The organism is Bergeyella anatis, assembly GCF_036016955.1.
Classification (GTDB): Bacteria; Bacteroidota; Bacteroidia; order Flavobacteriales; family Weeksellaceae; genus JAYWXI01.
In genome coordinates, this window is the sequence record NZ_JAYWXI010000106.1 from 1 (window position 1) to 553 (window position 553).

At 39.4% G+C, this 553-nt stretch carries 1 protein-coding gene; it reads right to left on the reverse strand.

Annotated elements, in window-relative coordinates:
* Positions 1-553: AAA family ATPase (locus VQ048_RS12460; protein WP_327611959.1), on the reverse strand; the 553-nt coding region annotated here is incomplete at both ends.

Consider the following 553-nt stretch of genomic DNA (forward strand, 5'->3'; position numbering starts at 1 on the left):
TCGTCCATTATTTGAAGAAAGACATCGAAAACCGAAGCGTGGGCTTTTTCAATCTCATCAAACAAAACGATTGAGTAAGGTTTTTGTCGTATTTTATTGACTAATAGACCACCTTCTTCATACCCCACATATCCTGGAGGTGCTCCATAAAGTAAGGCTGCGGCGTGTTCCTCTTTAAATTCGGACATATCAAAGCGAATAATTGCATTTTCATCTTGAAATAAAAAGGAAGCTAAAGATTTTGCTAATTCTGTTTTCCCCGTTCCTGTAGGTCCCAAGAAAAAGAAAGAACCTATGGGCTGTCCTGCTTTACTCAAACCTGAGCGATTTTCAAGAACAGCCTCCGTAACAATGGATATGGCGTGGTCTTGACCTACCACTCTTTTTGCTAAAGTAGCCTCCATATTTGATAAGCGTTCTTTTTCATCTTCTTGGAGCTTTCCCAAAGGAATATTCGTTTTCTGAGAAACCACCAATGCTAAATCCCAATCTGTAATATGGGTTCGCTTTTCCTTAGCAACGGATTCGCATTGTACCAGATGTTTTTCTAATT